Origin of the sequence: Pantoea sp. RIT-PI-b (assembly GCF_001187905.1) — a bacterium.
GTDB lineage: Bacteria > Pseudomonadota > Gammaproteobacteria > Enterobacterales > Enterobacteriaceae > Pantoea > Pantoea nemavictus.
This window is the reverse complement of record NZ_LGIS01000027.1, coordinates 91,081-115,211: the sequence shown is the minus strand read 5'-3', so window position 1 is coordinate 115,211 and position 24,131 is coordinate 91,081. Positions and strand designations below refer to the sequence as shown.

The window sequence follows — 24,131 nt, the reverse complement described above, 5'->3', positions numbered from 1 at the left end:
AACGCAGCCAACGCCGCTGTAGTGCAAAGTATGACGGCGGATTAGCGCTCGTCGCGACGGCCGCCTACAGCCGCCCAGAGCCGTCGTACGTGAACGGTGACTTCTTCACGGTCGTGATACAGCTGGCGCGCCTGAATTTGCGCATTAATGCCCTGCGCTTTCAGTGCATCGTCAATCATTTTCAGGTTCTGCGTGACCTCTTCATAGCGCTTCTTCATTGGCAACTTGAGGTTGAAGATGGCTTCGCGGCACCAGCCATTCACCAGCCATTCAGTCATCAGGCTCGCTACGCGCACCGGTTTTTCTACCATGTCGCATACCAGCCAGCTGATGTTGGTGCGCGGCGGACGGAATTTAAATCCATCTTCACGGCAGTGCGTGACTTGCCCTGTGTCCATCAAACTTGGCGCCATCGGGCCGTTATCCACCGCAAACACCCACATGCTGCGTTTCACCAGTTGATACGTCCAACCGCCCGGACAAGCGCCGAGATCGACGGCGTACATGCCGCTGGCCAAGCGCTCATCCCACTCATCGGCGGGCACAAACACGTGAAACGCCTCTTCGAGTTTAAGCGTGGAACGGCTCGGCGCATCAGAAGGAAACTTCAGGCGCGGAATCCCCATATAGAACGGCGAGTTGTTTTCCGGCAGCGAATAGCCAACATAGCAGGTGCCTGGCGCAATAAAGAAGACATGCACTACAGGACGCTTGGGCGTTTCGTAATTCAGCAGGACTTTACTTTCACGTAGACTGGCACGCAGCGGCACGGTTAACTTGCGACAGAACTTGGTGAGCTCTTTCGCTTCGTTGGTGTCCGGCACTTCAACCCGCAGTTCGCCGCCCTTTTCCACTACACCGGTCAGCATGCCGACAATCGGAGTGATGCGATCTTCCTGCGGCAAATCGCGCAGCAGTTCACCGACTACCAGCATCTGGCGTGCAAAAATAAGCTCGGCAAACGGCAGCGTTTGGATCAGCTTCTCTGCATCTTCCTGCTGATAGCATTCATACAGCACGTAACCCGAGTCATCTTTTACGCGTGGAAAGCCGTAAATCTCACGCTCAGCGGCTTTGGCACTGATTTCCGCCGCGCACTCTTTCTCAAATCCCGGACGGCAATAGAGTAAAACTTTATTCATGGCGATCTGCCTTTCGTTTCAGACGCAGCGCGCCAATCAACATCAAGAACCAGCCAATAAGGAAGCACAAGCCGCCCACTGGCGTAACAAAAACCCAAAACTTCATGTGCGACAGCGCCAGACAATACAGGCTGCCACTGAACAACACGGTACCGAGCGCCATCGCAGCGCTACTCCAGTAAAACCAGATATTGGCGCGGCGCAGCATGGCGGCACCCAGGCCGATCACCGCCAGCGTGTGATACGCCTGATATTCGAGGCCGGTGTGCACCCACGCCATTTCAGCTGGGCCGAGTGATTTGCTCAGCACATGTGCCCCGAAAGCACCAAACGCCACCAGCAGAAATCCACTAATGGCGGCAAAAACGAACATGGCACGACTGGACATCAAAAGAATCCTCAAGGTAATGCGCACATCACTGTGCAGCCATCAACGCATTAGTGATCGTAGCGAAAACGGAATTTTTCTTGTTCATTAGCCGCTTTTTCCAGGATCCACTGGCGAAAGGCGGCTATTTTACCCAGTTCTGCCTGACTGTCATGACAAACCAGATAAAAAGCATTTTTACTGACTAATACGTCATTAAAAGGACACACCAGACGCCCGGCTTCAATTTCACTCTGCGCCATCACATTATTGGCCAGCGCTACGCCCTGACCGTGAATCGCCGCCTGCAACACCATCGCGCTGTGGCTGAAAATCGGTCCCTGCTGCACATTGATATGCTGCAAACCGAGCTGACGAATATAAGATTGCCAGTCGCGCCGCGACGCATCATGCAGCAGTGTACAGTGCGCTAAATCGGCAGGCGATTTGAGCGGATGATCGCCCGTAAGCAGCATCGGTGAGCAGACCGGCAGTAAATATTCCGCGTACAACTTTTCCACGCGCAGGCCCGGCCAATTACCGCGACCGTAGAAAATCGCCACGTCGACATCGTCGGCCAATTTCTCTTCATCACGGTCTACCGCCTGAATACGCACGTCGATGCCCGGATAAGCCATATTAAAGCTGGAAAGACGTGGAACCAGCCACTGAATCGCAAAACTCGGCAGCAAACTAACGGTTAACGCACCTTTAGCGCTGCGCGCCTGTAGCTTGCGCGTCGCATCATTGATGGCGGAGAAAATCTCCTTGATATCTAAATAGTAGCTTTGACCTTCTTCCGTCAGTAAAAGCGAACGATTCCTCCGGCGAAACAGCTTTAGACCAAGGAAATCTTCCAGAGATTTTATCTGATGGCTGACAGCAGCCTGGGTAACAAACAGCTCTTCAGCGGCTTTGGTGAAGCTTAAATGACGGGCAGCAGCATCGAAGACGCGTAAAGCATTTAGCGGCGGAAGGCGTTTTGACATGGTTTTCCGTATCCGGATTGACAAGGTAATACTTCAACTTATACAAAGTCGCTACGTATTAGTTTTTTTAATCCGAGACATTATAATTTGTCCGTTGAGGAAGCTCCAGCAAATACCTATAGTTGCCGCACTTCCTGAGCCGGAACGAAAAGATTTCTAGAAACGTGCGAGAGATCGCAGACTTTTGGAGAGCTTTTGGCTTGTGGTCGTGATGTTGTGTTTGCATTTTGATCTGACGCTTGCAGATCAAGCTTTTAATTCCTGTAGATTTACCCTGTCTGTCCATAGTGATTTTAAATGGCACCGCTCATTGCGGTGCTTTTTTTTATGCCACACATCCTTGTGCGTACCCTTCCGAGCTGTCGCTGCAACGACGCGACAAAACTAATCCCGGAAATCGTTATTCAGTTACTGCCCCATCTCTACCATCTCTTTGACGTCAGAGCGGTTAATTTGCTGCTTGTTGCCATTGGCATCCTGATAGCTGATCATACCGGTTTCGTCATCAACTTTAGGTTTGCCATCCGCAACAATGGTGCGACCATCGTTAGTGTGCATCACGTAATTGCTTGAACATGCGGCCAGGGTAAAGGCCATGGTGCACACGGCCAGCACTGCGGTGAGTTTATTCATCTTCTATCTCCTTGCAGATTGATTGCATTAAACCACCCGCAGGCGCGACTAAAGATAGCGCCAGTAGAATCGACCAGGAATCGCGATTCGTTATGCGGGTTTCGGTTCAAACCTTGCATTAATTAGCATAACGCGCTTTTCACGCTTTGCCAGGTAACGGGCCAGCTTTCGTCCTGGTCCTAACATTATTAACAGTAGGCTGAGTATGACCCTTTTTTCCCCTACCGCCTTTCGCCAGCAGTTTCCTGCGCTGAATGATGCCGGCATCTATCTCGATAGCGCCGCCACCGCGCTGAAGCCGCAAGCCGTCATTGATGCGACCGCCCAGTTCTATAGCTTGAGCGCGGGTACTGTGCATCGCAGCCAGTTCGCCGCCGCACGTGCGCTGACGGAAAAGTATGAACAGGCACGCGGTTTAGTGGCGCGCTGGCTTAACGCCGCAGACGACCGGCAAATTGTCTGGACGCGCGGCACCACCGAAGCCATTAATCTGGTCGCCAATAGTTGGCTGGCACCACGGCTACAAGCGGGCGATGAGATTGTGGTTAGCGAAGCGGAACATCATGCCAATTTAGTACCGTGGCTGATGGTGGCACAGGCCAGCGGTGCGAAAGTGGTGAAATGGCCATTGGGTGCCGATCGCCTGCCCGATATCGCCCAATTGCCCGCCTTGCTTAACGCGCGTACTCGCTTGCTGGCCGTTGGCCAGATGTCGAACGTCACCGGCGGCTGTCCGGATCTGGCCCTGGCGATCCGCCTGGCCCATGACGTTGGTGCCAAAGTGATGGTCGATGGCGCGCAAGGCGTGGTGCATTGCCCGCCGGATGTGCAGGCGCTGGATATCGATTTTTATGCGTTTTCGGGTCACAAGCTTTATGGCCCGATGGGCATTGGCGTGCTATATGGCAAAGCCGAACTGCTGGAGGCTATGCAACCGTGGCAAGGCGGCGGCAAGATGTTAACGCAGGTCGATTTTAACGGTTTCACGCCGCAACCGGTGCCCTGGCGTTTTGAGGCCGGCACGCCAAACGTCGCCGGCGTGGTGGGTTTGAGTGCCGCACTGGAATGGCTGGCGCAACATCATGCCGAAAAAGCCGAAATGTGGAGTCAGCAGCTGGCGAGCCTGGCCGAAGAACAGTTGAGCGAAATACCCGGCTTCCGCAGCTTCCGCTGTGGCAATGCCAGTCTACTCGCGTTTGATATTGCCGGTATTCATCACAGCGATATCGTCACGCTGCTTGCCGAGCAAGGCATCGCACTGCGCGCGGGACAACACTGCGCACAACCGCTGATGGCGGCGCTCGGCGTTAGCGGTACGTTGCGCGTCTCGTTCGCCCCCTATAATAATTTGCAGGACGTGGATGCGCTGGTGCGCGCCATGCACCATGCCGTCGACTTACTGAGTGAATAAGCTAATGACATCAACCTTGCTCGCCCCGCATCCGTTCGGCGATCTGATCACCGAAGCTAGCCTGACGGAAAAATTCACCCATTTTCATCAATGGGAAGATCGCTATCGTCAGTTGATCCAACTCAGCCGCCAGCTGCCCGCGTTAGCGGAAGAATTAAAGACAGCGGATATCGAGCTAAGCGGCTGTGAGAATCGCGTGTGGCTAAGCAGCCAGTTGCTGAACAACGGCACGCTGCACTTTTATGGCGACAGTGAAGGCCGCATCGTGCGCGGTTTGCTGGCGGTGTTATTGACTGCAGTGGAAGGCAAAACGCCAGCCGACTTGCTAGAGCAAGATCCGCTGGCGTTGTTTGATACCTTAGGCCTGCGCGCGCAATTGAGCGCATCACGCAGTAGCGGATTACAGGCGCTGGCAGATGCCGTACAACGCGCCGCGCGCCAGCACACTCAGGCCGTTTGACGCGCCGCCTTCGCGAGGAATTTCTTCAACGCGTGAGAGACCGCAACAAACCCAAAAGTAGCGGTCACCATGGTGGCCGCACCGAAACCAGCGGCACAATCCATGCGTTTTGGGCCTTCGGCGGTTGAGCGTGAGGTGCACACGCTGCCATCCGGCTGCGGATACATCAGCGCTTCCGTCGAAAACACGCAGTCGATGCCGAGCTTTCCTTTGCTGTTCTTCACCACGCCAAAATCGCCTTTCAACCTTTCACGCAGTTTCGCCGCCAGCGGATCCTGAATGGTTTTCGCCAAATCACTCACCTGGATCTGCGTCGGATCGATCTGACCGCCCGCGCCGCCGGTGGTGATCAGCGGGATCTTGTTACGCCGACACCAGGCAATCAACGCCGCTTTAGGGCGCACGCTATCAATCGCATCAATGACATAGTCAAAACCTGCCGACAACAGCTCAGCGGTATTTTCTGGCGTGATGAAATCATCGATGCAAATCACTTCGCATTCGGGATTGATGGCACGCATCCGCTCTGCCATCACTTCAGTTTTCGCCTGACCAACTTTGCCCTGCAGCGCGTGAATCTGGCGGTTGGTATTGGTGATACAGACATCGTCCATATCAATCAGGGTGATTCTACCAATGCCGGTGCGCGCTAACGCTTCCGCCGCCCATGAACCCACGCCGCCAATACCAATTACGCAAAAATGGGCGTCTGCAAAACGCTGTAACGCATCCTGCCCATACAGACGCGCCGTGCCGCCAAAACGTTGTCGCCAGGCGTCGCTAACCACAGTCATAACCAAACCTTTCCGAAAAAACGGGACATTAATTAGAACCCAACAGCAGCGAACCGTTGTTGCCATTTTGTGGGTTGCTAAACACCGGCTGGCCAGTGCCCGGCGCGGCTTTCAGCACCCATACGCGGCCATAATGGTTGTAGAAACCAGCCAGATGCGCCGCATCCGGGCCAACGCCTTGATAGATATCGAAGTGCTGCCCTTTAATCGCGCCACCCACGTCCAGCGCGACCATCAAACGCATCTCATATTTGCCGTTGAACTTGCCCTTCTCATTCAGCTGCGGCACTTCCGCCAGCAATACCGTGCCCGCCGGAATAAGCGAACGATCGGACGCCACTGATGCCTTGGCAATCAGCGGAACTGCGCTGGCGCCGCGTACCGGCACGTACTCTTCCGGCTTAAAGAAGACAAAGGATTGGTTAGTTTCCAGCACCGAACGCACTTCCTGTGGCGAATGCTCTTGCGCCCACTGACGAATCGCCTGCATCGACATATCTTCGCGCTTCACTTCACCGCGATCGATCAGCTCTTTACCGACGCTGTGATAGGCCCAGCCATTTTTGCCGCCGTAGCCAAAGAAGCGCAGCGGCCGACCATCACCAAAATCGACATAGCCACTGCCCTGGACATCCATCATGAAGTTATCAATGAGCGAGTTGCTATAAGCAATGATGTAGCGGTCATCCAGTCCACCATTATAGATAGAAGCGCGGCTCGGCAGTTTTTGACCGCGGGTACGCGGTGGCATGCGGTAAATCGGATACTGGAATTCGCCCTGACGGGTATATCGCGCTTCCACCACCGGCGTGTAGTAACCGGTAAACTGCACGTTGCCGTAATTGTCAGTGCCTTCCATCTGATAGGCATTCAAGCCGAACTGGTTGAGCTGGCGAGTATCAGCGCCAGACAGCAGCCAGTTTTGAATCGCACTATAGGTCCCGTTGTTGCGGCCGAACAGACCAGAAGAGGCGGTTTGAATCTGCACCACCTGATCGCTAAAGTCCTTACCGTTCACCGGACGCCCTTTGGCATTCGGTTGGTTAACCAGCCCAAGCGGTTGCTCCAGCTTGCCATCTATATATTGCTGACCGCGATCGGTCGGTTTAGAACTACAGCCCGCTAGCAGCGCGAAAAAAGCGCCCGTCAGTGCATATTTGGCCCAATGTGCTTTCATAACTTTCTCTTTTTATCGATTGTTTGCCCGGCGACGATAGCAAAGGGGCAGCAAGATTGAAATCTGCGACAAGCCGCCACGCTCACATCTGTACAATAATCCATCCAATGGCGAGTTTATTCACCAACTGACTGTAAATTTGGCGCTTTGTCTCAAAAAGGGGTTGCATCGCCGCGCGTCCAGAGTATAGTGCGCATCCACGGACGCGGGGTGGAGCAGCCTGGTAGCTCGTCGGGCTCATAACCCGAAGGTCGTCGGTTCAAATCCGGCCCCCGCAACCAATTCTTCTTAAATGAAGAGACAATGTGAAGTGTCGTGTAACGCGTCAGTCGGACGCGGGGTGGAGCAGCCTGGTAGCTCGTCGGGCTCATAACCCGAAGGTCGTCGGTTCAAATCCGGCCCCCGCAACCAATTGTCTTAAGAAGAATACAATGTGAAAAGTCGCTTAATGCGACAGACGGACGCGGGGTGGAGCAGCCTGGTAGCTCGTCGGGCTCATAACCCGAAGGTCGTCGGTTCGAATCCGGCCCCCGCAACCAATCATTTAAACACCTTAACGGGTGTTTTTTTGTTTCTGGCATCCGACAAAAAGCGGCATTTCTGCCGCCCTCCTCAGCGATGTGCCAGCGCTGCACCCTTGTCAAAATACGCCTTAATGCCATGCAGAATCGCCTCCGCCACCTGATGTTGATAACGCGGCGTACGCAGCTTGCGCTCCTCTTCTACATTACTGATAAACGCGGTTTCTACCAGAATGGAGGGAATATCCGGCGCTTTCAGTACCGCAAACCCGGCCTGATCAACGGTACGCTTGTGCAGGTGATTGATATGCCCCATGCGCGATAGCACTTCTTTGCCAAACTTCAGGCTGTCGCTGATGGTTTGCCGCTGCACCATATCGAACATGGTGTGATCGAGATAACGATCGCCGCTCATGCTGACACCGCCAATCAAATCGGCTTCATTTTGCGTTTGCGCGAGGAAACGCGCCGCCGCCGAAGTAGCGCCGCTGGTCGAGAGCGCAAACACTGAAGAGCCGCGCGCAGCCCGACTGGTAAAGGCATCGGCGTGGATCGAGATAAACAGATCCGCACGCTGCTTACGTGCTTTCGCTACCCTTACGCGCAGCGGGATAAATACATCCTCATTACGCGTCATGTAGGCTTTCATATTGCGCTCTTTATCGATTAGCGCCTTCAGATAGCGACCAATCTTCAGCACAATGTCCTTCTCACGCGTTTTGTATTTTCCATGCGCGCCCGGATCTTCTCCGCCATGGCCAGGATCGATCATGATGATAAGGGGTCGATCGCGCCCCGCTTTACCCGGCAGCGCCGCCTGCACCGGCTGATCGCGTTCAAGATCGCCCTGATTGTAATCCTGCAGTAATGCCAGTAGCGGATCCTCTTCCCGCGACTGCTGGCTGGGATAGAGATCGACCACTAAACGATGCTTGATACCGGCCACTGGTGCCAGGGTGAAAGTCTTCGGCGCGATGCTGCGTTTCAACTCCAGCACAAGGCGTACCGTGTTGGCATCAAACTGGCCAACGCGTGCCGTTTTGATATAGGGATCATCCACACGCACCAGTTTATCCACGCCTTTCAGTACCGGATTGATGTGCATATTTTCGATATCAATAACCAGGCGATCGGGATGACTCAGCGTGAACTGCTTGTACTTGAGGGAAACATTCGATTCCAGGGTAACGCGGGAATACGTCGATGATGGCCAGATGCGCACCGCCACAATATGCTGGCTGGCTGCCAGCCCGGTGCGCGTGACGCTAAGCATTAATAGTGCGCCTGCACCCTGTAATAATCGTCGTCGTGTGAAAGCTTCGGACATGCCGCTCCAACTGCTGTGTAATGTCTAAAAAATCGTCACTTGATGGCAAGAAGGCGAAAACTTTATTCGATGAGAAATGTCTTGTCTTACCGGAAAACCCAGATAATGCAGTCTGTTAGCGCGTGTTGCATCAGGAAAATCGTAAAGTAACGTCAGGCCCGGCGCTTGCATTAATGGGCAAAACAGCATAAAAATACGAAAATTACGAATAAAAATGCAAAGAGGGTTTTGCCGTGAAGGAACGTAGTACAGAACTGGTTCAGGGTTTTCGCCATACCGTTCCCTATATAAATACCCACCGCGACAAGACATTTGTCATCATGTTAGGTGGCGAGGCCATCGAGCATGAGAACTTCTCTAGCATCGTCAATGATATCGGTCTGCTGCATAGCCTTGGCATTCGTTTAGTGGTGGTCTACGGTGCGCGTCCGCAGATTGATGCCAGCATGGCCCAGCAACAGCTGGAACCGATTTACCACAAACACACACGCGTCACCGATGCGCAATCGCTCGAGCTAGTGAAGCAGGCCGCCGGCCGCTTACAGCTGGATATCACCGCGCGTCTGTCGATGAGCCTCAACAACACGCCGCTGCAAGGCGCGCATATTAATGTGGTGAGCGGTAACTTCATTATCGCGCAGCCGCTGGGCGTGGATGATGGTGTCGATTACTGCCACAGCGGCCGTATCCGTCGTATTGATGAAGAAGCGATTCATCGCCAGCTGGACAACGACGCCATTGTGCTACTCGGTCCGGTTGCGGTTTCTGTCACCGGTGAAAGCTTCAATCTGACCTCAGAAGAGGTGGCAACGCAGCTGGCGATTAAGCTCAAGGCAGAGAAGATGATTGGTTTCTGCTCTGAGCAGGGCGTGACCAATCGTGAAGGCGCCATTATTTCCGAACTGTTCCCGAATGAAGCACAGGCGCGTATCGACGAGATGGAGAGCGACGGCGATTTTCTCTCTGGCACCGTACGTTTCCTGCGCGGCGCGGTAAAAGCCTGCCGCAGCGGCGTGCGCCGTAGTCATCTGATTAGCTATCAGGAAGACGGTGCTTTGCTGCAAGAGTTGTTCTCGCGCGACGGGATCGGTACACAGATTGTCATGGAGTCCGCCGAGCAAATTCGTCGTGCCAACATCAATGATATCGGCGGCATTCTGGAATTGATTCGCCCGCTGGAGCAGCAAGGAATTTTGGTGCGCCGTTCACGCGAACAGCTGGAGATGGAGATCGATAAATTCACCATCATTCAGCGTGATAATCTCACCATTGCCTGCGCAGCGCTCTACCCTTTCCCCGATGAACAGATTGGCGAGATGGCTTGCGTCGCGGTGCATCCGGATTACCGCAGCTCGTCACGTGGCGAACTGCTGTTGGATCGCGTAGCGTTACAAGCGCGCCAGATGGGTCTCAAGAAGCTGTTCGTATTAACCACGCGCAGCATTCATTGGTTCCAGGAGCGCGGTTTCACGCCGGTGGATATTGAGTCGCTGCCTGAGAGCAAAAAGCAGATGTACAACTATCAGCGCCGTTCAAAGGTGCTGATGGCGGATTTGGGTTAGCACTTGCTGGTGGGCATTTATGCGCATCGGGAAGAGGTCGCCATGAATGCCGACCCTACGGTGCATTTGTAGGGGCGGCATTGATGCCGACCGGGTTTATTCCTCGCTTAACCGCTCGAGTAATCCGCTGCGTCGCTGGGTACGTAACTGCACCGCGCGGCGGAACACACTGTCATCGCTGTATAACGTCAGCTGCTTACGCGCGCGGGTAATCGCGGTGTAAATCAGTTCACGGGTTAGCACCGGTAGAAACTGCGCCGGCATCACTAACGCCGTGTGATCAAACTCCGACCCCTGCGATTTATGCACCGTCATCGCCCACGCGGTATCGTGTGTGGGTAAACGACTTGGCTGTACCGCTTTAATGCTGCCATCCGGCAATGGGAAGAACACTTTTAGCAGGCCTTCATCGTCGAACAACGTAATGCCGATATCACCGTTAAACAGACCCAGCGCGCTATCGTTGCGCGTCACCATCACCGGACGTCCCTGATACCAACGACTGCCGCCGGTGGGACGACGAATCAACTGCAGTTGTATGAGCTTCTGCTCAATACGCTGATTCAACCCCTGCACCCCAAAGGGTCCTTCGCGCAGCGCGCACAGCAGCTGATAACGGCCAAACGCCGCAATAATCTCCGCCGCATCTGCCCGCTGGCTAATTAACCTGAGGAAAGGTTGATAGCCTGCGGCAATCTCCGTCAGCATCGCCTGATAAGCATCACTATCATTCAGCGGTTGGCGGGTGATATCGCTGAATCCCGCCTGAAACGCCGCTTCCACGGCTTTTGCATCTCCCGCGTTAACGGCGCTGGCCAACTGGCCGATGCCGGAATTAGCGTCAAAGCGGTAACTTTTACGCAGCAGGCAAATCGCATCGCGCACAGCGGGGGCGCTGACATCATCATTGCCCGCCACCGCACAGCCGGTGAGTTCGCTGAGTTGTGCTGCACGCGCAGGGCTGTAACCCGCTTCAGCACAGCGGCAGATATCACCCAGCACCGCGCCCGCTTCCACGGATGCCAGCTGATCGCGATCGCCAAGAAAAATGACCCGCGCCTGCGGTGGCAGGGCGGCAATGAGATTGGCCATCATGCCGAGATCCACCATCGAGGCTTCATCTACTACCAGCACATCCAGATGTAACGGATTTCCGGCGTGATAGCGCAAGCGCTGCGTTTCCGGCTGCGCGCCTAACAAACGGTGTAACGTGGTGGCATCGGCGGGGAAGCGCTGACGCTCCGTCTCGCTGACCGGCAACTTCTGCAGCGCTTTACCGAGTGATTCGGTAAGACGCGCCGCCGCTTTTCCGGTTGGTGCGGCTAACTGAACCCGCAGCGCACCTTCGCTGAGACGGATCAGCGCGGCCAGCAGTTTTGCCACGGTGGTGGTTTTCCCGGTCCCTGGACCACCCGAAATCACCGCCGTTTTCTGCGTCAGCGCCACGGCAGCCGCAATTTTCTGCCAGTTATCCGGTTCGGTGCCAAATAGCTGATCCAGCACGGCTCTTACCTGTTCGGGTGCAAAAGGCTGTGCTGCCGACTGTGACTGAAAGAAGTGTGCTACCTGCCCTTCGTTGTGCCAGAGACGATGCAGGTAAAGACGATCTTCGCTTAATACAATCGGCGCCGCCTGCTCGCTATCACTGAGCGCAGACCAGCCGTTCAACAACGCAGGCCAATCCTGCGGCTCTCCCGCCGCTTGCCAGATAGCGTGCGCCAATTCTGGATGACGCCCCTTGAAAAGATTGTCACGGATGAGCTGCGTCAGCGGCAAACAGACATGCCCATCCCCGGCTTCGGCACTCAGGCATGCCGCCAGAAGCAAGCGCGCCGGCTGATCGTCATCGGCCAGCAGTTGGGCAAACTGAACGTCCAATGAGCGCAGCAAGCGCAGCTCAGCCGCCTGGGATAAAAGCGCTGTCATGCTGCTCATGCTGACTCTCCTGGCCCGCGAAACAGGCTATCAAGGTGTGAGACAAAGTCGAAAGTGGGACGCGTGTGGAACACGCCGTTATCGGGCGAGCTGCCGTCCATGCCACGCAGGAAGAGATAGAAAACGCCGCCGAAGTGCTGCTCATAATCATAATCCGGCACACGATGTTGTAAATAGCGGTGCAGCGCCAACGTGTAGAGCTGGTACTGCAAATCGTAGCGATGATCGATCATTGCCTGCGCCATTGCCTGCGGCGTATAAGCTTCGTGGCTGTCGCCAAGCCAGTTGGATTTATAGTCCAGCAGATAGTATTTACCCTGCCAGCGGAAGACCAGATCAATAAAGCCCTTCAGCATGCCCTGCACCTGACGGAAATCCAGCGGCGGAGCCTGAGCCGATAACGCATCCTGGGAGATCAACGCGCTCAGTTCATGCGCGGTCAGCACATTATCAATCGGCAGATAGAACGCCATCTCCACCAAACGATCGCTGCTCTGCACCTGCGCCAAATGAATGCCCTGCGCATTCAGCGGCGTGCTCAGCACGCGCGTGATCCACTCGCTCAGCATCGGTTGCCAGTGCAGCGGATAGCCATTTTGTTGCAGATGCTGCGCCAGTTTCTCCTCGCTGGGCGGTTGCGGGAAATCCAGCGACTCGAACAACTCATGCAAAAATGTGCCGGGTGCGGCGCCGCGCGGGAAGTGGTGTGGCGTCAAGGCGGCTTCCCGCTCTTCTTCAAGATCCTCTTCGCCCGCCGCTTCAACATCGAAGTTCGGCATCACATCGAGTAAGCGATGCGAACTGTGCTGCTGTAAACCGGAATAGCTGGTCACACGCCAGGGATCGGCCAGTACCCGCGTCACAGCACGTGCGCTCAGCGCGCTATCGGCGACCGCATCGACCTGCCAGCGCTCAGCATCAATGTCATCCGCCAGCACCACGTCTGTGCCCGCTGCGTCCATTTCATGCAGTAATGTAGCGAGCTGTTCAGCCGTCGCCGCCTCGCCGCGTTGCAGCAGGAACCCGAGCGCGCTTTTGTGCAAATCGCTCGCACCTTCTTTTTTGCGCGTGCCACGAAACAGTGGCGCCACGCCAACGCTGCAGTGAAAGATCGAGCGGGTCAACGCCACGTAGAGCAGGCGCAGATCTTCCGCCAGACGTTCCTGTTCAGCCAACGCCAGGCTCTCCTCATCGGCTTGCAGATCCAGTACTGCGTTGAAGTTCTCACGATCGTGATACAGCGCGGTATCCGCTTCACGGAATCCGGCGGCAAACGGCAGCCACACCAGCGGATATTGCAACCCTTTAGATTTATGAATGGTAACAATCTGCACCAGATGGCGATCGCTCTCCAGACGCAGCTGCTGGCTGGCCGACTGGCTATCCGGACGCGCAATCTGCTGTGCCAGATGGCGCACCAGCGCATGCGGGCTATCCAGCTGCGCAGCCGCCTCCTGCAACAATTCACCCAGGTGCAGTAAATCGGTCAGGCGCCGTTCGCCATTGTCAGAAGCCAGCAGATTTTCGGCCAGCTGACGCTCCAGCATCATTTCACGCAGCATCGGCAACACGCCGCGCTGCTGCCACACCAGTTGCCAACGGGCAAAGGTGTCAACCAGTTCGTCCCAGCCGCGCGCATCCTGATCCAGCGCATCAAGTTGTGAGGCATCAAAGGCAAACAGCGAGGTAGCCAGCGCGGTGCGCAGCATACGCTCCTGCTCCGGTGCCAGCACGGCCTGCAGCAGCCACAACAGTTCGCGCGCTTCCGGCGTGGTGTAGACGCTATCGCGGTTCGAGAGGTAAACCGACGGGATGCCGAGAAGATTCAATGCTTCGCGAATCAGGTTGGCTTCGTTACGGCTGCGCACCAGCACCGTGATATCCGAGGCTTGCACCGGCCGCACCGCCGCTGCTTTACCCAGCATCGCGCGCTGCTGCTGTCCCGCCTGCAACCAGCGACTAATATCAGCAGCACACTGCTGCGCCAACCTTTGCTGATAATCGCCCACGCTGCAGCCGTCACCCGGCTGCAGCCAGAAGCGCAATGCGGCTTGCTCAACCTGGTCGATACTGAGCGAGAGCTGCTGATTAGGGGGCGCGAAGTGCACCGGCAGGAACGGAATATCGGCAAACAAGAATGGCGCGTCGAGGCGCGCAAACAGCTGGTTGACGCTGTTGACCATCGCTGGCGAGGAGCGCCAGTTGGTATCCAGCGTGTAGTGCGCACTCACTTCACTACGCGCGCGAATGTAGGTAAAGATATCCGCGCCACGAAACGCATAGATCGCCTGCTTCGGATCGCCAATCAGCAGTAGCGCATGGGCTGGCTGATTGATATACAGCGTGCGGATAATACGGTATTGCAGCGGATCGGTATCCTGAAACTCATCGATCAACGCGACCGGAAAGCGCTGGCGGATAGCGTGCGCTAGCTGCTCGCCGCCTGGCTGCTGCAGCGCTTCGTCAAGGCGGCTTAACAGGTCATCAAAACCGAGTAGCGCCTGCTGCCGTTTCTCTTTGCGTACTGCCGCTCGCACCTCGACCAGCGCTCGCGCAATCACTAAATCGCGCAGCGAAAGCGGCTGCGCGAGGAAGCTGTCGATGGCGTCGAATAAAGCATGATGCGGCGGATTGCCCTTCTTAGTCTTCTCTTCAAGCATGCGCTGACCAAAACGCGCCAGTTCAGCGGGCACCTGATAGTCACGCGTTTCGCTTTGCGCCCAGAAACTTACCTTGTTGACCCAAACCGGCAAATTTTTGCTGCTGTAGCTGCGCTTATCCACATCGGATTGACCGACCAGCGCCAGCACCTCTTCACCCGCCGCCTGCCATTGCGCTTTCATGGCGGCGATAAGCGCCAGGTTTTCGCTATGGCGCGAGGCCAGCGTTTCACTGTCGGCCGGCGGCAGGCGCAGGCCAGGTGATTCGCCCTGCAACCACGGACGTAACGTCGCCAGTAGCTGCTCCGGACCGCTCCATTCGCTGACGATCACGCGCGCCACATCCAGCGTTAGCGGATAGCAGTGACGACGCCAGAAATCGGCCGTCGCCTGACGCAGCAACAGCTGCTCATCTTCAATCAGCTGTTGTTCAAACAACATTCCCGACTCAAAGGCGTTGAGATTGAGCATGCGCTGGCAGAAGCCGTGAATCGTGAAAATCGCCGCCTCATCCATTTGACGTTCGGCGGCCAAAAGCAGCGAAGCCGCATCAGCAGGCTGCGGAATCTCCTGCAACAGTTGCATCAGCATCGGGTTGCCGCTGACGCCGCGCAGGCAGGCCAATCGCAGCTCATGGATGTTGGCACGAATACGTCCACGCAGCTCGGCGGTAGCAGCCTCGGTAAAGGTCACCACCAAAATTTCTTCTACCGACAGCGGACGGGAATACGCATTTTGTCCACCTAACCCGAGCAGCAGGCGCAGATAGAGCAGACCGATGGTAAAGGTCTTGCCTGTTCCGGCTGAGGCTTCAATCAGACGCTCACCGCGCAGCGGCAGCGTCAGGGGATTGAGGGTTTCAGGTAACAAACTCATTGCGCATCACTCTTCACTGGCAATGATTGCTGCAATTTCTGCACCTCATCCCAGGTGGTCCAGCCGGGCAATGGCGCGTAGTCATCTTTGGTTGAGCCATCATGGCTACCGCCAATCTGCGAAATCATCGCCATGCCTTGTTGCGCTAACACCGCCTGATGGAAGAAGTCGGCCAGACCCGCTGGCGTCAGCGTTTGAATTTGCTCAATCGCTTTTTCACGCGTATCGAAAGCAAAGTTCTGCCGCTTAAAGTCACGGTTAAAGCGGTTCGCCTCTTCATCCAGCGTCTGCGGGCGCTGCTTCATATCATTGATCAGCGCCTGCTGATACTGCGCGAAATCTTCCGGTTTCATGGTGCGCAGGCGCTGTTCAGCCTGCGGATAAAAGGCCTCGAAGCGTTGCAGTAAGAAGGCAGGTTGTTTGCTGTTGCTTTGCAATAGGAAACCGATCCCCCATTGGCGACCAATCGGCATCTGATAGGCAAACACGGCATAACCGAGCTGCTCTTCGGTACGCAGCTGATTGTAGAACCAGGGCTGCACAATCTGGCTGAGCATGGTGCTGTTCGCCATACTGGCATATTCGCTATACCCCAGCGGCACATAGAGCGCCGCCAGCGCCGAGTCGGTGCTGCTGCCCGCTTTCTGCAGGTTCGCTTTCATCGCTTTATCTACCAGCACATAATCACTGTGCCAGTAGCCGTGACCGTCGCTCTGCAACTGCTGTTTGAGTTCATCACCCAGCTGTGTAACGCGATCCGCTGAGAGATTGCCCACCACCATCATCTCTGGCGTGGCGTGATGAATCAGCGCATCGCGGTAATCAGTGACCTCTTTCAGCGTGATGTCTTTCACCAGTTTGCGGCGCGTTTCACGCTGGGTATAAGGCAGCTGCGACAGCATCTGCATCGGTTGAATGGCTTGCTCAAACGCTTTGCCTTTTTCGGCGGCTTCCAGGCGGTCCAGATACCATGATTTGGCCTGCTCCAACTGCTGTTGATCCGGCGTAAAGGTGGCATAGCCTTCCACCAGTTTTTTCAGCAACTCCGGCAAACGTTGGGTAAAGCCGCTGGCGCTAAACACGATGCCATCATCTTCGCCAGTGGAGAAGCTGATGCCGCCAACCGATGCCTGCGAGTTCAACTCATCCAGTGCCAGACTGGAGAGATAGTCATTCAAACCAAATAGCACCTGCTGACGGGCATCGCTAATCGCGGCTTTATTGCGCAGCGCTAAGGTGATGGCAGCTTTGGGTTCACTGGCGAAAATCTGGCTTGGCATCCAGTAGATGCGCATGCTGTCGCCATTGGTGAGCGCGACCGGATGATCGTAAGTTTTACCTGCGGAAGGCATGATGGCGAAATCAGACGGAATATAGGGATTCAGGGTTGGCATCGACAGCTGGAGCTGGCTGGCTCGCTGTTGCCAGTCACTGAACTGCGTGTCACTGATTTTATCCACCTGATACGGCGCATTCACAAAGTAAGCTTCTTTGTTATGCGGCTCCTGCGGGCTGATATACCAGATGCGCGCATTCTGCGGCGTCATTTCATCAAGACGCGCTTTGATGGCTGCAGGATCGAATTGATCGGCCAGATAGGGCGCATCCAGCGTGTGTTCAACCGGCACCCGCAGCATGGTATCCACCAACCATTCGATGTAATCCATATCGCGCGTGATCGACGGATAGCGGAAATCCAGCGCCAGCACGTGAGAAACTTCATCAAAGTAATCTTTGCTGATGCCCTTATTACGCAGCATATCGAGATAGTTAAATACGGCGGCGACCACCTCATCGCGCTGCGCCAGACCTTTATCGGTCAACGACACGCTGATGGCGAACACGCCGCTGTTACGCTCGGTCATGGGATCGGCACCGGCACTGACGCCGTCCGACAGGCCCTGCTTTTGCAGCCAATCATTGAGGGTATTTTTGCTGCGATTGCCGAGGATATAGCTGATCAGCGTGTCGGTTTTACTGCGGAACCGATCGCTGTTATTAGGAATGCGGAACTCAATTTTTAACTGCTTGCGCGGCTGAGCCGGCACGTAGTGAATGATAATGCCCTTCTGCGCATCGGTCACCACCGGTACGTCGATCTTCGGTATCATGGTCTGATGATTAGCGACAAGACCAAAAGTTTTTGCCGCAATGTCGGCCATCTCCGGCAGCGGTTTATTACTGTAAATCACCGCCTTCATCAGGTTGGCCGAATAATGGCTGCGGTAAAAATCGGTCAACGCCTGATGCAATTTGCTGTCTGGTTTATCACTTAACGTATCCAGATTACCGCCAGAATAGCGTGAGCCGGGATGGGCCGGATTAAGGGTTTCAGCCCCAACCTGCGCCATGCGCAAACCATCGCGTGAGCGGGCCATGGTGAGTTCGGCATTGACGGCATGGCGCTCACGATCGGCATTGACCGGATCGAGCAGCGGCTCGGCAATCGCATCGGCCAGACGATCTACCGCGGGCTGCAGCGCATCGTTCTCCACTTCCAGATAGAACGCCGTGCGATAGGACGCGGTGCTGGCATTGTGGCTGCCGCCGTGTTTTTTCAGGAATTCGGCAAGGTTATCAGGCTGCGGATAACGCTTAGACCCCATCAGCACCATGTGCTCGAGATAGTGCGCCAGACCCAGTTGCTGATTGGGATCATCCAGCGAACCAATCGGCAACGTCAGTGCTGCCAGAGATTTCGGCGCGTCCTTGTCTGAGACCAGCAGTACGGTCATGCCGTTGCTTAAGGTAATCGCCTGGTAACTGCGTGGATCGTGATCGCTTTTACGAATGGTTTCATTGATGGGTTGCCAGCCGCGATCGGTATCGGCAAAGGCATTCAGCGCCAACGTGCTCAGCAGCAGCGCTCCTATACAGCGTGCGTAGATCCGCATTTAAACCCCTTACGTTACCCTTTTCCGCTGGCTGTGTGTCCAGCGGTGAAATAGAAAAACTTTTTTATAGTGTTGGGAACAGCTTCGAACTAAGCCGCGCCCGATTGCTAATCATCATGTTGATGCGCGAGACGCACCGGTAAATACCATTGGCGTGCGGCGGCAGTCATTGCCTCTACCGTCGCTTCATCCAGTGTACGGCTAAGGCGCTGCAGATAGGGATCGCTGCCCTCGCCTTCCACCTGGAAACCACCCTGCCAGGCTTGCAGCAGTTTGTTAAGTGCCTTTTTCTGCGTTGCTTCGTCTTCCAGCAACTGGTGAGTCTTGCTATCAAAGCTCGCCTCCAGCCAGGCACCGCCAGACTTGTTCAGCAGCATCAGCGGCTGAACCAACCCGGCCTGATAACCTGCAACGTACTCATTGAGCAGCGCTAACGCCTGTTCGGATGCCAGCGCAGTGAAGCGCCAATGGCTTTGCTTGCGCCCGTACATGCGGCTTTCACCCGTACCGCCTAGCGCGCAATACACCAGATGCTCCAGCCATAACAGCAGGCCATCATTCAAATTGAGTACGCCCGGACGCCAGCGTAGCAGCCCATCAGCTTGCACCTGAGTCAGCCAACCGGTCAATTGCACCTCAGCCAACTTCAGGTTGATCTCCCAACTCTCGGCCGGCTGGCGCTGACCACTCACTTCAGCCGCCACTTCCTGCATCTCTTCGGTCTGGCTCTGCCAGAAAAGTTCCCCGAATGGGCCATAAGGCAGATTGCCCGCGGCGCGATGGCGAGCATACAGCTGCGCCGGATCGTCACCGTTGACCAGCGTGTTCAACAGCTGGGCGTTAATTTGGTAGCGCTCCAGGCTGTCCGGCGCGAACGGTTCGCTGTCGGGCAGTTCACTCTCCTCCATCCAGAAGGCAACCCCTAAGCGCTGCTGGAACCAGGCGCGCACCGGATGTCGCCAGAAGCGTAGCAGTTGTTCCAGCGACAAGGTCTCTAACGGCACGGCAGGTAATGGCTGTACGAAATGCGGCTGCGCCACACCGCTGCCGCTGGCCGCTGGCAGCCACTCGGCGGCAAAACTTTGGCCTTGTGCGCCCGGCTGGAAGTTCTCAGCGGCAAAGGGCATACGGCTATGCAGCTTCTGCAGGTGTTCGCGTACGCGCTGCTCGCTAACATCAGGTTCACAGGCTTCATCGCCCGGCAAACGGAAACTCTGCCCGAGATAATCCACTAGCTCACTCACCAATACCGACGGATAGCGCTCCGTGTTGTCCTGAATTGCCCGGCCGATATAGCTGATGTACAGCTGCTGCTGCGCCGAAATCAGCGCTTCGAGGAACAGATAGCGGTCATCATCGCGGCGGCTACGATCGCCTTTACGCATCTGCTGCTGCATTAAATCAAAGCCCAGAGGCGCTAAGGTACGCGGGTAAACGCCGTCGTTCATTCCCAACAAGCACACTACCTTGAAAGGAATGGAGCGCATCGGCATCAGCGTACAGAAGTTGATTGGACCGGCGAGGAAACGCTGGCTAATTCGCTGCTGATCGAGGCGCGAACGCAGTTCATCACGCAACAACGTAACCGGAATGGGCTGTTGATAGGCCGCCTGCATGCCTTGTTCGATAATCTGCTGCCACTGTGTTTCAACCAGCAGCAGCGCGGCTTCACTTTCAGCATCACCGCTGAAGAAGTTTTCAATCAGTTCCCGACACAACGGCATCCACTCGGCTAACGAGCGCTCTTCGGCCAGACGGGCGCGCCACTGTTCAAGTCGCGACAGTAATTCGGCCAGATGCCCCGCCAGCTCGGCGATCAATCCACTGGATTCGTCATACGGCAGAATGCCTTGCCAGTCGCCATTTCTGCTCTCTAGCGCATAGCCCAGCAGCATGCGCTGCAGACCAAAGCGCCAGGTATGTTGCCCGGTAACCGGCAGTGCCAATGCTTCAACGCTGGCATCATCTAATCCCCAGCGAATACCCGATTCCATCACCCAGCGACGCAGCAGACGCAGGCCGCTTTCATCCACTGAGAAACGCTGCGCTAACGCCGGAACTTCCAGCAGCGCCAGCACATCTTCCGAGGCAAAACGGCTCTCCGGCAGCGCCAGTAAACTGAGCAGTGCCAGAATCGCCGGGTGCGCCTGGCTGGCGCGCCGGTCCGAGATGGCAAAAGGTAAATAACGTTCACTCGGCGCGCTGGCAAAAGCGGCCTGAATGAAAGGTGCATAGCTGTCGATGTCGGCCACCATCACAATGATGTCGCGTGGCTTAAGCGCCGGATCGGCTTCCATTAGCGTCAGCAGATGATCCTGCAGCACTTCGACCTCGCGCTGAGCGCTGTGACAGACCTGCAGCGTGATCGAACGATCTTGCGGATCGAGCAGGCGCTTCTCGCGGCTGTCGGCCAGCTCTCCGGCGTTTAACCCGATCACCGCTTTATCATCCAGGTTGAGCAGGTCCGCTTGCAGGCTGTGCAGCAGGTTGTCTTGCGACATTTCCACGAAGGCATCAATGTCGTTGGCAGCAGATTCCATCTGGCTCAGTAAAAACAGATTATCGCGCCCGAGTTTGCCCCAGGACGCCAGCAGTGGATTGGTTAACTGCTGCTCGCCGAGGTCATTAAACAGTGCCGAGGCGCTGGTCGGATCGCGGAAAAGTGGCTGCATTTCATCCGATTGAATTCGGCGGCGCTGGCGGCTTTGCAGCTTCGCCAGGAAGGCGTAATCCTGAATGTCGCCCCAGTAGTGGCGGCAAGGATTGGTGAACAGCAGATGAATATCGATGTGCCGACCTAGCGCCTCCAGCGCCTGCAAGTAGACCGGCGGCAGCGCGGAGATACCACAAATGAACACGCGTTGTGGCAGACCGGGCGGTGGCGTATCTGCCTGCTCAAGCTTATGGATAAAGCGAGCATAGAGATTGGCACGATGCCACATCGGCTGGCCCAGACTCTCCGTGAAGTTGACCAGATCGCACCAGAGCGGCGCCTGCCACTGTTGTGATTCGCCTAAGCCATCAATCAGCTCGCCGTGCTCCCAGCTGTTGAGCCAGTCCGAGCGATACACCAGATATTGGTCAAAGAGATCGGCCACGCGGGCGCTGAGCTGATACAGCTTGCGCTTGTCATCGTCGTCATTGAGGTAGTGACGCAGCGGCTGAAAAGCCTCTTGCTCCAGCAGTGTCGGCAGCCGATGCATTAGCTTCCAGCTCATGCTGGCTTTGGTGAAGGCGCTCTCCTCAGGAATATCAGGCAGCACCTTAACGAACATGTTCCAGATAAAACTGGCGGGCAGCGGGAAATCAATGTTGGCGGCAATACCGAAACTGTTGGCCAGCTCCATTTGCAGCCACTGTGCCATTCCCGGGCTTTGCACTAGCACCTGCTCAGCAGCAAGCGGATCGGCCAGCGGTTGGTTTTCAATCAGAATGCCTGCCAGATTTTTCAACAGATCAAGCTGATTGGAATGATAGACCCGGAACATAATTCTCCTTCAAAGATATACCCGTCATACTTCATGCCGCAGGTGCGTTGGCTGCACGCACGCAGCCGAGCCACTCTACCGTTTATCGCCATTGATGCCTACCGCTGAGGCCATCTCAGCGGCAATTGAGCTGCCCTAAAGAGGCCGAACGCTGTTGTGGTCCCGTAACCGTGACGCGCTCCAGCGTACAGCCACTGCCCAGGCTCTGCTGCTGGCGCTGGCTTTGCCAGCCCTCAACCTCATGGCCAAGCAGCGCCTGACCGGCAACATGCCAGGCTTGACGCTGCTGCCACTGCAGGCTGAAGCCCAGCGCCAGCGCGCGATGGTATTGCAGCAACGTGCTGATGGTCATCGCCAGCAATAACATCGCCACCAGCGTTTCTGCCAGACTAAAGCCCTGCTGCTGGCTGACACAGCTCCGGCTGCGACAGGGGACAGTAATCAATCCAGCCATGCTCTTGCGGCTGCGGCTGCGTGTTGCGCATCGATACCCAACGATAAAGCCATAGCGCCTGCCCTTCTCCATGCCCTGATAACAACGCATTGTCATCCTCCATTCTTAACAAGCAACTTTGCCACTGTTCTGCCGCCCACTGCTGGCATTGCCAGCCGGTTGCCAGCGGCCAGTTTTGTACGCTACCCCACGCTAATGCAGCCTGCGCCTGCCAGAAATCCTTACTGTGCTGCTGCTCATCAGCCACTAACACCATGCTTTGCGACAGCTGGCTGCGCGTCGCGTGCAGCGTCAATCCGCCCATCAGTAACATCATCAGCACCATGCCCAGCGTGCTATTGCCGCGTTGCTTCACAGATTGATTCCTTCAATCCAGTTTTCCAGCGCCACACTTTGGTTACCGACGTGTCCGGCCAGCTGCAGGATAAGGCGCGAGCCTTGGCGTTCGACTTGGAAGGCATCAAGCGTGAGAAAGGCCGGATCGGACAGTTTCTCCCAGCCGCTGCTGCTGCACTCATCCACGCCACGCTGCATTTCAAGCTGCCCACTGCGCAGTCGATAGCCGTAATAATCACTTTCGCTGTGGCCCACGCCCTCCCAGCGACCATTGCTGTTTTCATCCCAGCGCAGCAATACGCAGCTGCCGTTAGTGACCAGCGTCAATGCCGAACCACTGCACTGACCGTGACAATAACCTGCACGGCGCAATGCCTTTTGCAGCGTATGGGCGATCTGCTGCAGTTCCTGTTGTAACTGCACGCGCTGTTGCAGGCGCAGATTCTGCTCGAGCAGCAGCGGCAAAAAACGCCCGACGCTAATCATCAATACCGCGCCAATCGCCATGGCAATCAGCATCTCCAGCAGACTGAAACCGCTCTGCGCTATTCGCATCCTTTCTCTCCCGGCTGGCAGGCGCGGATGCGTGCTCTGGCAGAGATGATTAAACGCCAGCGCCCGGCATCGCTGGCAAGATCGATGCTGCCAGGGCGCGCGACATCGCGCCGACCGTAGAAACCGACGTCACCGGTGATGGCGACGATGCGCACGCTGTCATGCGGCGGCTTATACAGCCAGCGTGATGGCAGCGCGCAGCCCTCCGCGGGCTTTGCTCCTGCGCCAAGACAACCGTTCTCGCCTGGCTGCAACCACAGCGTAAGATCGCGATTATGCCAGTTGGCATGGGCACGCAGCCGCAGCAGGAATCCCTGCAGTTGCAGCACGCTGTCGCGCAGCTGTTGGTACTGCTGCCAGCGCTGCCAGCCTTGTAAGGCACCCACGCTGAGGATGCCAGCGATCACCATCACCAATAACAGTTCAGGCAAGGTGAAGCCGTGGTTATCGTTTCTGTTCATGGCGGCTAATTTGCCCGCCGAGAGGATACCCAACAAGCGGCAGAGTGACGCGTTGGGGAACGCTGCGCAGGGAATCGCTGGGATGTGCA

At 56.1% G+C, this 24,131-nt stretch carries 18 protein-coding genes and 3 tRNA genes; 6 read left to right on the top strand and 15 right to left on the bottom strand.

Annotation, left to right across the window (positions count from 1 at the left end; translation table 11 throughout):
* Nucleotides 1–41: 41 nt before the first annotated feature.
* The 4 genes from rlmM to AC790_RS17915 all read right to left on the bottom strand — a co-directional run bounded on the left by rlmM (nt 42) and on the right by AC790_RS17915 (nt 3,131).
* A complete protein-coding gene (gene rlmM, locus AC790_RS17930; RefSeq protein WP_049852640.1) occupies nt 42–1,142 on the bottom strand; it encodes a 23S rRNA (cytidine(2498)-2'-O)-methyltransferase RlmM in 1,101 nt (366 codons plus the stop codon).
* Nucleotides 1,135–1,530 carry a DUF423 domain-containing protein gene (locus tag AC790_RS17925; protein WP_007891744.1) on the bottom strand — a complete coding sequence of 132 codons (396 nt, stop codon included), beginning with the start codon at nt 1,528–1,530 and terminating at the stop codon, nt 1,135–1,137. Before AC790_RS17925 ends, rlmM begins: the two co-directional genes overlap by 8 nt.
* Nucleotides 1,531–1,580: 50 nt before the next feature.
* Entirely contained in the window at nt 1,581–2,498 is a 918-nt protein-coding gene (locus AC790_RS17920; protein WP_007891745.1) for a transcriptional regulator GcvA, read from the bottom strand.
* A 408-nt stretch (nt 2,499–2,906) separates the two neighbouring features.
* Nucleotides 2,907–3,131 carry a YgdI/YgdR family lipoprotein gene (locus AC790_RS17915; RefSeq protein ID WP_007891746.1) on the bottom strand — a complete coding sequence of 75 codons (225 nt, stop codon included), beginning with the start codon at nt 3,129–3,131 and terminating at the stop codon, nt 2,907–2,909.
* A gap of 205 nt (nt 3,132–3,336) precedes the next feature.
* Between AC790_RS17915 and csdA the strand changes: the two genes are divergently transcribed.
* Both csdA and csdE read left to right on the top strand, forming a co-directional pair.
* Nucleotides 3,337–4,542: a cysteine desulfurase CsdA gene (csdA, locus tag AC790_RS17910; protein ID WP_049852639.1), complete on the top strand. Its 1,206-nt coding sequence runs from the start codon at nt 3,337–3,339 to the stop codon at nt 4,540–4,542.
* A gap of 4 nt (nt 4,543–4,546) precedes the next feature.
* Nucleotides 4,547–5,002: a cysteine desulfurase sulfur acceptor subunit CsdE gene (csdE, locus tag AC790_RS17905; RefSeq protein ID WP_049852638.1), complete on the top strand. Its 456-nt coding sequence runs from the start codon at nt 4,547–4,549 to the stop codon at nt 5,000–5,002.
* Here csdE and tcdA read toward each other — a convergent pair.
* Both tcdA and mltA read right to left on the bottom strand, forming a co-directional pair.
* On the bottom strand, nt 4,990–5,796 hold the full coding sequence (gene tcdA, locus AC790_RS17900) for a tRNA cyclic N6-threonylcarbamoyladenosine(37) synthase TcdA (protein ID WP_049852637.1): 807 nt from the start codon (nt 5,794–5,796) through the stop codon (nt 4,990–4,992). The genes csdE and tcdA overlap by 13 nt on opposite strands.
* A 28-nt stretch (nt 5,797–5,824) precedes the next feature.
* Nucleotides 5,825–6,973 (bottom strand): murein transglycosylase A, encoded by a 1,149-nt coding sequence (gene mltA / locus AC790_RS17895; protein WP_007891750.1) that lies wholly within the window; start codon nt 6,971–6,973, stop codon nt 5,825–5,827.
* 204 nt (nt 6,974–7,177) lie between these two features.
* On the opposite strand from mltA, the gene AC790_RS17890 reads away from it, so the two are divergent.
* The 3 genes from AC790_RS17890 to AC790_RS17880 all read left to right on the top strand — a co-directional run bounded on the left by AC790_RS17890 (nt 7,178) and on the right by AC790_RS17880 (nt 7,512).
* A tRNA-Met gene (locus AC790_RS17890) sits at nt 7,178–7,254 on the top strand.
* A 53-nt stretch (nt 7,255–7,307) separates the two neighbouring features.
* Nucleotides 7,308–7,384, top strand: a tRNA-Met gene (locus tag AC790_RS17885).
* A gap of 51 nt (nt 7,385–7,435) precedes the next feature.
* Nucleotides 7,436–7,512 (top strand) — tRNA-Met (locus tag AC790_RS17880).
* Between the two features lie 73 nt (nt 7,513–7,585).
* Here the strand turns inward: AC790_RS17880 and amiC are convergent.
* Nucleotides 7,586–8,821 carry an N-acetylmuramoyl-L-alanine amidase AmiC gene (gene amiC / locus AC790_RS17875; RefSeq protein WP_152929143.1) on the bottom strand — a complete coding sequence of 412 codons (1,236 nt, stop codon included), beginning with the start codon at nt 8,819–8,821 and terminating at the stop codon, nt 7,586–7,588.
* A 233-nt stretch (nt 8,822–9,054) separates the two neighbouring features.
* Here amiC and argA point away from each other — a divergent pair, with 233 nt between their 5' ends.
* Entirely contained in the window at nt 9,055–10,383 is a 1,329-nt protein-coding gene (argA, locus tag AC790_RS17870) for an amino-acid N-acetyltransferase (RefSeq protein ID WP_007891884.1), read from the top strand.
* A 96-nt stretch (nt 10,384–10,479) separates the two neighbouring features.
* On the opposite strand, the gene recD is transcribed toward argA, so the two are convergent.
* The 8 genes from recD to AC790_RS17830 form a co-directional block, all read right to left on the bottom strand.
* Complete coding sequence (recD, locus tag AC790_RS17865) at nt 10,480–12,318, bottom strand: exodeoxyribonuclease V subunit alpha (RefSeq protein WP_049852635.1); 1,839 nt, start codon at nt 12,316–12,318, stop codon at nt 10,480–10,482.
* Nucleotides 12,315–15,854 (bottom strand): exodeoxyribonuclease V subunit beta, encoded by a 3,540-nt coding sequence (gene recB, locus AC790_RS17860; RefSeq protein ID WP_049852634.1) that lies wholly within the window; start codon nt 15,852–15,854, stop codon nt 12,315–12,317. Before recB ends, recD begins: the two co-directional genes overlap by 4 nt.
* A complete protein-coding gene (gene ptrA, locus AC790_RS17855; protein ID WP_049852633.1) occupies nt 15,851–18,748 on the bottom strand; it encodes a pitrilysin in 2,898 nt (965 codons plus the stop codon). The genes recB and ptrA overlap by 4 nt, the downstream gene beginning before the upstream one ends.
* A 107-nt stretch (nt 18,749–18,855) precedes the next feature.
* The gene (gene recC, locus AC790_RS17850) at nt 18,856–22,236 is read right to left on the bottom strand and encodes an exodeoxyribonuclease V subunit gamma (protein ID WP_049852632.1); all 3,381 of its coding nucleotides are present in this window, start codon (nt 22,234–22,236) and stop codon (nt 18,856–18,858) included.
* A 115-nt stretch (nt 22,237–22,351) separates the two neighbouring features.
* Nucleotides 22,352–22,624: a prepilin-type N-terminal cleavage/methylation domain-containing protein gene (locus AC790_RS17845; protein WP_238344411.1), complete on the bottom strand. Its 273-nt coding sequence runs from the start codon at nt 22,622–22,624 to the stop codon at nt 22,352–22,354.
* 1 nt (nt 22,625) lies between these two features.
* Nucleotides 22,626–23,045, bottom strand: a complete 420-nt coding sequence (locus AC790_RS17840) for a DUF2509 family protein (RefSeq protein ID WP_049852631.1) — start codon at nt 23,043–23,045, stop codon at nt 22,626–22,628.
* Nucleotides 23,042–23,581: a prepilin peptidase-dependent protein gene (locus AC790_RS17835; RefSeq protein ID WP_049852630.1), complete on the bottom strand. Its 540-nt coding sequence runs from the start codon at nt 23,579–23,581 to the stop codon at nt 23,042–23,044. Before AC790_RS17835 ends, AC790_RS17840 begins: the two co-directional genes overlap by 4 nt.
* Nucleotides 23,572–24,042: a prepilin-type N-terminal cleavage/methylation domain-containing protein gene (locus AC790_RS17830; protein ID WP_049852629.1), complete on the bottom strand. Its 471-nt coding sequence runs from the start codon at nt 24,040–24,042 to the stop codon at nt 23,572–23,574. Before AC790_RS17830 ends, AC790_RS17835 begins: the two co-directional genes overlap by 10 nt.
* Nucleotides 24,043–24,131: the final 89 nt, after the last annotated feature.

Excerpts from the sequence above, each read along its gene's own strand:
- recB (WP_049852634.1), bottom strand. The coding sequence starts at position 15,854 with ATGAGTTTGTTACCTGAAACCCTCAATCCCCTGACGCTGCCGCTGCGC.
- rlmM (WP_049852640.1), bottom strand. The coding sequence starts at position 1,142 with ATGAATAAAGTTTTACTCTATTGCCGTCCGGGATTTGAGAAAGAGTGC.
- recC (WP_049852632.1), bottom strand. The coding sequence starts at position 22,236 with ATGTTCCGGGTCTATCATTCCAATCAGCTTGATCTGTTGAAAAATCTG.
- csdA (WP_049852639.1), top strand. The coding sequence starts at position 3,337 with ATGACCCTTTTTTCCCCTACCGCCTTTCGCCAGCAGTTTCCTGCGCTG.
- mltA (WP_007891750.1), bottom strand. The coding sequence starts at position 6,973 with ATGAAAGCACATTGGGCCAAATATGCACTGACGGGCGCTTTTTTCGCG.
- AC790_RS17835 (WP_049852630.1), bottom strand. The coding sequence starts at position 23,581 with ATGCGAATAGCGCAGAGCGGTTTCAGTCTGCTGGAGATGCTGATTGCC.
- amiC (WP_152929143.1), bottom strand. The coding sequence starts at position 8,821 with ATGTCCGAAGCTTTCACACGACGACGATTATTACAGGGTGCAGGCGCA.
- csdE (WP_049852638.1), top strand. The coding sequence starts at position 4,547 with ATGACATCAACCTTGCTCGCCCCGCATCCGTTCGGCGATCTGATCACC.
- ptrA (WP_049852633.1), bottom strand. The coding sequence starts at position 18,748 with ATGCGGATCTACGCACGCTGTATAGGAGCGCTGCTGCTGAGCACGTTG.
- tcdA (WP_049852637.1), bottom strand. The coding sequence starts at position 5,796 with ATGACTGTGGTTAGCGACGCCTGGCGACAACGTTTTGGCGGCACGGCG.
- AC790_RS17915 (WP_007891746.1), bottom strand. The coding sequence starts at position 3,131 with ATGAATAAACTCACCGCAGTGCTGGCCGTGTGCACCATGGCCTTTACC.
- AC790_RS17925 (WP_007891744.1), bottom strand. The coding sequence starts at position 1,530 with ATGTCCAGTCGTGCCATGTTCGTTTTTGCCGCCATTAGTGGATTTCTG.
- recD (WP_049852635.1), bottom strand. The coding sequence starts at position 12,318 with ATGAGCAGCATGACAGCGCTTTTATCCCAGGCGGCTGAGCTGCGCTTG.
- AC790_RS17830 (WP_049852629.1), bottom strand. The coding sequence starts at position 24,042 with ATGAACAGAAACGATAACCACGGCTTCACCTTGCCTGAACTGTTATTG.
- AC790_RS17920 (WP_007891745.1), bottom strand. The coding sequence starts at position 2,498 with ATGTCAAAACGCCTTCCGCCGCTAAATGCTTTACGCGTCTTCGATGCT.